This is a genomic window from Stenotrophomonas sp. TWI819 (assembly GCF_039673075.1).
GTDB lineage: Bacteria > Pseudomonadota > Gammaproteobacteria > Xanthomonadales > Xanthomonadaceae > Stenotrophomonas > Stenotrophomonas rhizophila_B.
The window spans coordinates 71032-79000 of record NZ_JBDJKY010000016.1 but is presented as its reverse complement, the minus strand read 5'-3'; the positions used below and the strand labels follow the sequence as shown (position 1 = coordinate 79000).

The 7969-nt window shown below is 65.6% G+C and carries 6 protein-coding genes; 5 read left to right on the top strand and 1 reads right to left on the bottom strand.

The genetic code is table 11. The annotated features are described in order from the left end of the window. Positions 1 to 182: 182 nt before the first annotated feature. The gene (locus ABE463_RS17175) at positions 183 to 2603 is read right to left on the bottom strand and encodes a penicillin-binding protein 1A (protein WP_346468980.1); all 2421 of its coding nucleotides are present in this window, start codon (positions 2601 to 2603) and stop codon (positions 183 to 185) included. A gap of 223 nt (positions 2604 to 2826) precedes the next feature. On the opposite strand from ABE463_RS17175, the gene ABE463_RS17170 reads away from it, so the two are divergent. The 5 genes from ABE463_RS17170 to ABE463_RS17150 are packed head-to-tail and all read left to right on the top strand — an operon-like array spanning position 2827 to position 7916. Continuing rightward, positions 2827 to 3885: a pilus assembly protein PilM gene (locus tag ABE463_RS17170; protein ID WP_123730869.1), complete on the top strand. Its 1059-nt coding sequence runs from the start codon at positions 2827 to 2829 to the stop codon at positions 3883 to 3885. Beyond that, positions 3885 to 4715: a PilN domain-containing protein gene (locus ABE463_RS17165; RefSeq protein ID WP_259259278.1), complete on the top strand. Its 831-nt coding sequence runs from the start codon at positions 3885 to 3887 to the stop codon at positions 4713 to 4715. Before ABE463_RS17170 ends, ABE463_RS17165 begins: the two co-directional genes overlap by 1 nt. Then, complete coding sequence (locus ABE463_RS17160) at positions 4712 to 5386, top strand: type 4a pilus biogenesis protein PilO (protein ID WP_259259280.1); 675 nt, start codon at positions 4712 to 4714, stop codon at positions 5384 to 5386. The genes ABE463_RS17165 and ABE463_RS17160 overlap by 4 nt, the downstream gene beginning before the upstream one ends. Then, positions 5383 to 5919 (top strand): pilus assembly protein PilP, encoded by a 537-nt coding sequence (locus ABE463_RS17155; RefSeq protein WP_259259282.1) that lies wholly within the window; start codon positions 5383 to 5385, stop codon positions 5917 to 5919. Before ABE463_RS17160 ends, ABE463_RS17155 begins: the two co-directional genes overlap by 4 nt. A 20-nt stretch (positions 5920 to 5939) precedes the next feature. Beyond that, positions 5940 to 7916, top strand: a complete 1977-nt coding sequence (locus ABE463_RS17150; protein WP_259259284.1) for a type IV pilus secretin PilQ family protein — start codon at positions 5940 to 5942, stop codon at positions 7914 to 7916. Positions 7917 to 7969 lie beyond the last annotated feature (53 nt).

Here is a 7969-nt window from a genome sequence, read left to right as displayed (position 1 = left end):
CGACAATTTGAAGGCCAGCGAGTAATCCCGCTGGCTGCGCCTGGGTGTTGAATCCATTGAACATTCCTCTTCCTGTGGGAAAAGGTGTCAACTCAATTCAGGACGGGTCAAGAACCAAAAAAAGGCCGGGCAGTGCCCGGCCTGTGCTCCATCGCGGCGCCGGGCGTACCCGGCGCATGCGGTCAGAAGATATCGAACGCCGCGTCGTCGGCCTGCGGGGTGTGGCTGTTGAAGTCGTACTCCTCCAGCTTCTCCATGTCCTCCACCTTGACCCACTCGGTCGCGCCGTTGAGCGTGGCCTGGACCATGCCCGAGGGCGGCTCGTTCTGCGCGATCGGGGTGTCCTTCAGCGCGACGCGCATGTACTCGATCCAGATCGGCAGCGCGGCGCGGCCGCCGTACTCGCGGTAGCCGAGCGAGCGGAAGTCGTCGCGGCCGACCCACACGGTGGTCGCGTAGGGGCCACCGAAACCGGAGAACCAGGCGTCGCGGTGATCGTTGGTCGAGCCGGTCTTGCCGCCCACGTCTTCGCGGCCGAGCACCTTGGCCGCGGTGCCGGTGCCGCGCTGGACCACGTCGCGCATCATCGAGTTGAGCTGGTACGCGGTGCGGGCATCGATCGCACGCGGGGCGACCTTGGCATCCGGGTTGACCGGTACCGGCGCTTCGACGGCGGCCGCCTGCTGCGGCTTGGCCGGTGCGGCGTTGGCCGCGGGCGCGGAGCCGAAGTTGAAGCCGTCCACCACCTGGCTGACCGGCACGCCGCTGCTGCCGGCGCAGTCGCGGCAGGCGATGGCCGGGTTCTCCTTGAACACTTCCACGCCGTCACGGTCGGTCACCCGGTCGATCAGCCAGGTGTCCACGCGCGAGCCGCCGTTGGCGAACACCGCATAGCCGCGCGCCACCGAGAGCGGGGTCAGCGAGGCGGTGCCCAGCGACATCGACAGGTTCGGCGGCAGCTCGGCCTCGGCGAAGCCGAACTCGCTGATGTACTTGCGCGCGTAATCCACGCCCATGCCATCGAGCAGGCGCACCGAGACCAGGTTGCGCGACTGCACCAGTGCTTCACGCAGGCGCATCGGGCCACGGAAGCCACCGCCATCGTTCTGCGGCGACCAGGTCTTGCCGCGGCGGTCGCGGAACACGACCGGGGCATCGAGCACGATCGAGGCCGGATTGAAGCCCTTGTCGAAGGCGGCCGCGTAGATGAAGGGCTTGAAGCTCGAACCCGGCTGACGGCGCGCCTGGGTGGCACGGTTGAACTTGTTGCCGGAGAAGCTGAAGCCGCCGACCAGCGCCTTCAGGGCCCCGTTTTCGGCGTCCAGCGAGACCAGGGCGGCCTGGCCGCGCGGGATCTGGTCGAGCAGCCACTCGCCTTCCTTCTCACCGGCCCGCACCCGCACGATGTCGCCGCGGGTGACCAGCTTGGCCGGGGTCTTGTTGGTCCAGCGGGCGGCGCTGGCGGGCAGCACCACTTCGCTGCGGTTGCCCAGCACCACGGTGGCGCTGCCATCGGCGGCGGTGGCCGCCACGATCGCCGGCAGCAGGCCGGTCTGCGCCGGGATGCCGGCCAGCTTGGTGGCCAGCGCGGCGGCATCGGCATCGGCCGGGACCTCCACGTGCTGCTCCACCCCGTGCCAGCCGTGGCGGTGGTCGTAGGCCAGCAGGCCATCGCGCACCGACAGGTTGGCCGCGGTCTGCAGCTCGGCATTGATCGTGGTGGTCACGTGGTAACCCTTGTTGACCACGTCGCCGCCGAAGCGGGCAATCATTTCCTGACGGACCAGCTCGGCCACGTAGGGTGCTTCGACCTGTACCGGCGGCTCATGCGCGGTGGCGTGCATCGGCACGGCCTTGGCCGCGTCGGCCTCGGCCTGGGAGATGAAGCCCAGGCTGGCCATGCGCTGCAGCACATAGAAGTCGCGGCGCTCACGGGCGCGCTCGGGGTTGCTGATCGGGTTGCCGGAGGAGGGGAACTTGGGGATGCCGGCCAGCGAGGCCATCTCGTCCAGATCCAGCTCGCCCAGCTTCTTGCCGTAATAGAACTCGGCCGCGGCGGCCACGCCGTAGGCGCGGTTGCCGAAGAAACTCTTGTTCAGGTACAGCTCGAAGATCTCGTCCTTGCTCAGCTCGCTTTCGATCTTGCGGGCCAGCAGGATCTCGGCCAGCTTGCGGGTGTAGCTGTACTCCGAGCTCAGGAAGAACTGACGGGCGACCTGCTGGGTGATGGTCGAGCCACCGGGCACGCGCTTGTCGTTGGTGGTGGCCAGCAGCCAGACCGCGCGGCCGATGCCCTTGTAGTCCACCCCGCCGTGTTCGTAGAAGCGGGCATCCTCGGTGGCCAGGAAGGCCTGCTTGAGGCGCTCCGGGACGTCCTTCATGGTGATGGGAGTGCGCCGGGTCTCGCCGAACACCGCCATGAGCTTGCCATCGCTGGCATAGACATACATGGGCTCCTGCATCTCCACGTCGCGCAGGGTCTGCACGTCGGGGAGCTTGGAGGAAATGGCGTAGTAGAGGCCGCCGGCCACCGCGGCGCCGATCAATGCCAGGACCAGGAACGCGACCAGCATCCAGCGCAGCCAACGGCGAAGACGTGTCATCAGTGACAGATTCCGATTGCGAATTTCGTGGTCGCAGAGTATAGATTACGCAAGGGAACGGCTGGGGGTGTTCCCGGGGAGAGCAGTCGATCGCCGTCTGGGGACGCGTGAAACGAGCAGTGATGCCCGCTTTACAGCTTGACGGTTGCGATTTGCAAAAAAAACGTTATTAATGCGCGGTCGCAGGTTCTGCGTCCAAGTGCCCATCGGCAGGGGAGAAACCGTGGGGCTTATCCCAAAAAGCCAGTCGCCTCTTATCGGCGTCGATATCAGCTCGACTGCAGTAAAGCTGTTGCAGCTATCCCGCAGCGGCAATCGTTTCCGCGTGGAACATTACGCTGTGGAACCACTTCCGCCGAATGCGGTGGTGGAAAAGAACATCGTGGAGGTCGAAGCGGTCGGGGAGGCCATTCGACGTGCCGTGAACCGCTCCGGGACCAAGGCACGGCATGCTGCCGCGGCCGTGGCCGGCTCGGCCGTGATCACCAAGCTGATCCCGATGCCGGCCGATCTGGACGAGAACGAGATGGAAGCCCAGGTCGAGCTCGAGGCGGTCAACTACATCCCGTACCCGATCGAGGAAGTGAACCTCGATTTCGAAGTGCTGGGTGCGATTCCGAACAACCCGGAAATGGTCCAGGTGCTGCTGGCGGCCTCGCGTTCGGAGAACGTCGAGCTGCGCCAGTCGGCACTGGAACTGGGCGGGCTGGTCGCGCGGGTCATGGACGTGGAGGCCTTCGCGGTCGAGAACGCCTTTGCCCTGGTCGCCAGCGAACTGCCGGTGGCCAGTGATGGCGTGGTCGCGCTGGTGGACATCGGCGCCACCATGACCACCCTGAACGTCCTGCGCGGCGGGCGCAGCCTCTACAGCCGCGAACAGGTGTTCGGCGGCAAGCAGCTGACCGACGAAGTGATGCGCCGCTACGGGCTGACCTACGAAGAGGCCGGCCTGGCCAAGCGCCAGGGTGGGTTGCCGGAAAGCTACGAGATGGAAGTCCTGGAGCCCTTCAAGGAAGCCACCGTCCAGCAGATCAGCCGTCTGCTGCAGTTCTTCTATGCGGGCAGCGAGTTCAACCGGGTCGATCACATCGTGCTCGCCGGCGGTTGCGCGGCCCTGACCGGTTTGCCGGACATGGTGGAAGAGCAGCTGGGCGTGGCCACCGTGGTGGCCAACCCGCTGGCGCAGATGACGCTGGGTCCGAAGGTGCAAGCGCACGCGCTGGCCCAGGATGCCCCGGCGCTGATGATCGCGACCGGTCTGGCGCTGAGGAGCTTTGACTGATGGCGCGCATCAATCTATTGCCTTGGCGCGCCGAGCGGCGCAAGCAACGCCAGCGCGACTTCTACGCCATGCTCGGTGGGGCCGCCATCGGTGGCCTGCTGCTGTCGCTGCTGATCTGGTTCTACTACGACCGTCAGGTCAGCGGGCAGGCCGATCGCAATACCTATCTGCAGGCCGAGATCGACAAGGTCAAGGAGCAGAACAAGGAGATCGAGCGCCTGGACCGCCAGAAGGATCGACTGCTGGCCCGCAAGGCCGTGATCGAGGAACTGCAGGCCAAGCGTTCGCAGATGGTGCACCTGTTCGATGCGCTGGTCCGGACCATCCCCGACGGGGTGGTGCTGACCACGCTCAAGCAGGAGGGCGACGTGCTGACTCTGGAAGGGCGCACGCAGTCCAACGCACGGGTCAGCGCCTACATGCGCAACCTGGAAAGCTCAGGCTGGATGACCAATCCGGAGCTGTCGATCATTGAAGCCAAGGCGCCGGAACGTGACAAGGCGGGCGCCACCAGCGGCCCGGTGGCGGACATCAAGTCGCTGCCGTACATGTTCGTGGTCAAGGTCAATCTGCCGGCCCAGAGCAGCGTTACCGAGCTGGCCGCCGATGGCAGCGTGATCGAGCCGACCGCCGATCCCGCGCCGCCGGGCGCCACGCCGGTTCCGCCGGTGGCGCCGTTGTCACCGGCGCCGGCAACGGACGCACCGGCGTCGCCCGATGCCGCCGATCCGGCCAAGCCGGCCGGCAGCCGGATCGTGCCATCCACGCCGTCCACGCAACCTGCACAACCGGCGGCGCCGGCCCCGGCCCAGAAGGGGGCCGCCGCATGAGCCAGAAGATCAATCTCAAAGAGCTGGACTTCAACAACATCGGCAACTGGCCGCAGAAGGCCAAGGTGGTGTTCTGCGTGCTGCTGGCGCTGTTCATCATGATCATGTCGTGGTTCCTGCTGATCAGTGGCAAACGAGATGAGCTGGCCTCGCTGGAAAGCCGCGAGAGCCAGCTGCGCAGCGAGTTCGAGAAAGAACAGGGCCGTGCGGTCAACCTGGAGCCGCTCAAGCAGCAGCTGACCCAGATGGAGCAGGTGCTGCAGCAGATGCTGCGCCAGCTGCCCAGCAAGACCGAAATGCCGGACCTGATCATCGACATCTCGCAGACGGCACTGTCCAGCGGCCTGTCCAACGAGTTGTTCCAGCCCGGTGCCGAGCAGCCCAAGGAGTTCTACGCCGAGAAGCCGATCGCCCTGCGCATGGTGGGCAGCTACCACCAGTTCGGTGCATTCGTCAGCGGTGTGGCCTCGCTGCCGCGCGTGGTCATCCTGACCATGCACGACATCAACCTGAAGCCGAAGGATCCCAAGACCGGCATCACCGCCCGCAGCGGTGCGCTGGAGTTGTCCGGAACGGTCAAGACCTACCGTTACCTGGATGACGTGGAGATGGAAGCGCAGGAAAAGGCTGCTGCCGAGAAGGAAAAGGCCGCCAAGGGAGGCAAGAAATGAGCCGCCTGACCTCGACCGCACGGGTGTGCGGCCTGTTGGGGGTGGTACTGCTGGCCGGCTGCGCACGCGGCGTGACCAGTACCCCCGGCGATGCGCCGAACCTGGAAAAGTGGGTGGCCGATGTGCGTGCACGTCCGGCACCGCCGCTTGAGCCGCTGCCGGTGATGCAGCAGTTCGAGACGTTTGAATATTCCGCGCAGGGGATGCGCGACCCGTTCACCGACGCCTGGGCCAATCCGCAAGGGGGATCGGGGCTGCGTCCGGATCCGAACCGCCGCAAGGAGCCGCTGGAAGATTTCCCGCTGGACAGCCTGGACATGGTGGGGTCGATCGGCCGTGGGGGCGGGCTCGTCGTGCTGGTGATGGCGCCGGACAAAGTCACCTATCGGGTGCGTCCGGGCGTTTATCTGGGGCAGAGCGACGGGCGGGTGACCGGGGTCTTCGAGGACCGGATTGAGCTGATTGAACTGGTGCCGGATGGCGCGGGTGGCTGGCTGGAACGGCCGGCAACGCTCGCGCTTGAAGATCAATGAATGATTATGGGGATAGCACGATGACCTTTTCCAACGCCATGCGGCTGCGTTCCGTCCGGCGCCAGAAGTTGCTCCACCTGTGCGCGCTGGGAGTCGCGCTCATGGTGGCCAACGGCACGCTGATGGCGGCGACGCCCAGCGGCGCAGTGCCCAAACCGGCGGCGACCACCGCGCCGGCAAGTGCGCCGGCCTCGCTGTCGGTGTCCAAGATCGATTTCAAGCGCGGTGATGATGGCGCTGGCCGGCTGATCCTGCAGTTCGATGGCCAGGGCGCCAGTCCGGACCTGCGCAGCCAGGGCAACAGTGTCGTCATCGACGTGGGCAATGCGCGTCTGCCGGAGAGCCTGCAGAAGCCGATCAACGTGACCGATTTCGCCACCCCGGTGCAGCGCATCGATGCCAAGCCGTACGGCGGCGGTACGCAGCTGGTGCTCAACACCAACACCGCGTTCGAGTCGCTGGCCTACCAGAGCGGCAACGAGTACGTGGTCGAGATCAGCCCGCGCCAGGCGGCCCCGGCCACCGGTGCGATCAATGCCACCACCGTCACCCAGGCCGCAGCGGCACTTGGCCAGCGCGGCTACAGTGGCAAGCCGGTGACCTTCAACTTCCAGGACGTGCCGGTACGCACCGTGCTGCAGCTGGTCGCCGAGGAATCCAACCTCAACGTGGTCGCTTCCGACAGCGTGCAGGGCAATGTCACGCTGCGCCTGATCAACGTGCCGTGGGACCAGGCGCTGGACATCGTGCTGCGGGCCAAGGGCTTGGACAAGCGCCGCGATGGTGGCGTGATCTGGGTCGCGCCGCAGCCGGAACTGGCCAAGTTCGAGCAGGACAAGGAAGACGCGCGCATCGCGATCGAGAACCGCGAGGATCTGGTTACCGATTACGTGCAGATCAACTACCACAACGCCGGGGCGATCTTCAAAGCGCTGACCGAAGCCAAGGGTATCGGCGGCAGCAGCGGTGGCAGTGGTGGCAGCTCGCAGGAAGACAGCGGGTTCCTGTCCTCGCGCGGCCGTATCGTGGCCGACGAGCGCACCAACACCTTGATGATCAGCGATATCCCGAAGAAGATCGCGCGGATGCGTGAGCTGATCAACGTGATCGACCGCCCGGTCGACCAGGTGCTGATCGAAAGCCGGATCGTGATCGCCACCGATACCTTCGCGCGCGAGCTCGGCGCCAAGTTCGGCATCAGCGGCAGCCGCCAGGACGTGTTCTTCGGTGCCAACACCGATCAGAACCATTCCAACATCACCGATCGCGGGACCAAGGACGCCGAGTACCAGAAGGCGATCAACGAGTGGGTGGCCGGTGGTCGCACCGGCGCCATTCCGGTCCGTGGGCCGACCAAGTTCGCCGAAGGGCTGAACTGGAACCTGCCGGTGGCCGCGATCAACAATCCCGGCTCGCTTGCGCTGTCGATCCTCAATGCCGGCTACCTGCTGGATGTCGAACTCTCGGCCATGCAGGCCGAATCGCGCGGCGAAGTGATCTCCAACCCGCGTGTGGTCACCACCAACCAGCGCGAAGCGGTGATCAAGCAGGGTAAGGAAATCGGCTACGTCACCATCAGCGGTGGCGGCGCGGCCGGTGCGGCGGCTCAGCCCAACGTCCAGTTCAAGGAAGTGGTACTGGAGCTGAAGGTCACCCCGACCATCACCAACGACAACCGTGTGTTCCTCAACATGGCGGTCAAGAAGGATGAAGTGGAAAGCTACATCCTGCTGGAAGGTTATGGCCAGGTGCCCACCATCAACCGTCGCGAAGTAAACACCGCAGTGCTGGTGGACGACGGCCAGACGGTGGTCATCGGTGGCGTGTACGAGTTCACCGACCGCACCAGCATCAACAAGGTGCCGTTCCTGGGCGACGTGCCGTTCCTGGGCAATCTGTTCAAGAAGCGCAGCCGCAACAAGGACAAGGCCGAACTGCTGGTGTTCGTGACCCCGAAGGTGCTGCGCGTGGCCAAGTCCAACCCGGCCGTCAACTGACACACGCCCATGCTGCAATGACGAAAGGGCCGCCTCGTGCGGCCCTTTCTGCG

What these genes read in the sequence shown, in the direction of transcription:
- ABE463_RS17175 (WP_346468980.1), bottom strand. Translation starts at nt 2,603, where the DNA reads ATGACACGTCTTCGCCGTTGGCTGCGCTGGATGCTGGTCGCGTTCCTG.
- ABE463_RS17165 (WP_259259278.1), top strand. Translation starts at nt 3,885, where the DNA reads ATGGCGCGCATCAATCTATTGCCTTGGCGCGCCGAGCGGCGCAAGCAA.
- ABE463_RS17160 (WP_259259280.1), top strand. Translation starts at nt 4,712, where the DNA reads ATGAGCCAGAAGATCAATCTCAAAGAGCTGGACTTCAACAACATCGGC.
- ABE463_RS17155 (WP_259259282.1), top strand. Translation starts at nt 5,383, where the DNA reads ATGAGCCGCCTGACCTCGACCGCACGGGTGTGCGGCCTGTTGGGGGTG.
- ABE463_RS17150 (WP_259259284.1), top strand. Translation starts at nt 5,940, where the DNA reads ATGACCTTTTCCAACGCCATGCGGCTGCGTTCCGTCCGGCGCCAGAAG.